Origin of the sequence: Ochrobactrum sp. SFR4, assembly GCF_019730395.1 — a bacterium.
Lineage (GTDB): Bacteria > Pseudomonadota > Alphaproteobacteria > Rhizobiales > Rhizobiaceae > Pseudochrobactrum.
Genome location: NZ_JAAPBB010000786.1, coordinates 1 through 271 on the forward strand (window position 1 = coordinate 1; position 271 = coordinate 271).

At 46.5% G+C, this 271-nt stretch carries 1 protein-coding gene; it reads right to left on the bottom strand.

What is annotated here, in order from left to right; genetic code table 11:
• Nucleotides 1-254: DUF1365 family protein (locus HBA93_RS21230; protein WP_221724586.1), on the bottom strand; the 254-nt coding region annotated here is incomplete at its 3' end.
• Nucleotides 255-271: the final 17 nt, after the last annotated feature.

Sequence of the window (271 nt, forward strand, 5' to 3'; positions counted from 1 at the left end):
CGGGCTAGTTGCCCTTCAACCCAATGGCGCAATCCGCCCTTTGTGCCATCTCCGTGATCTTTATCGTGAAAGCTCACAATTGCGCGGCGATTATAAGCAAAAAGACGCTTTGCCTTGTCTAATGACGGAAGCTCATCAATATTCAGCAGCAATGAAAATACACGATAAGTGAAGCGATGCCGTTGAGGACGCAACCGCATATGCATCACTTTGCCTGTATAAAGACCTGACTGTATCTTCTCACTAGAGCGCATTATTATGATGCCTCACT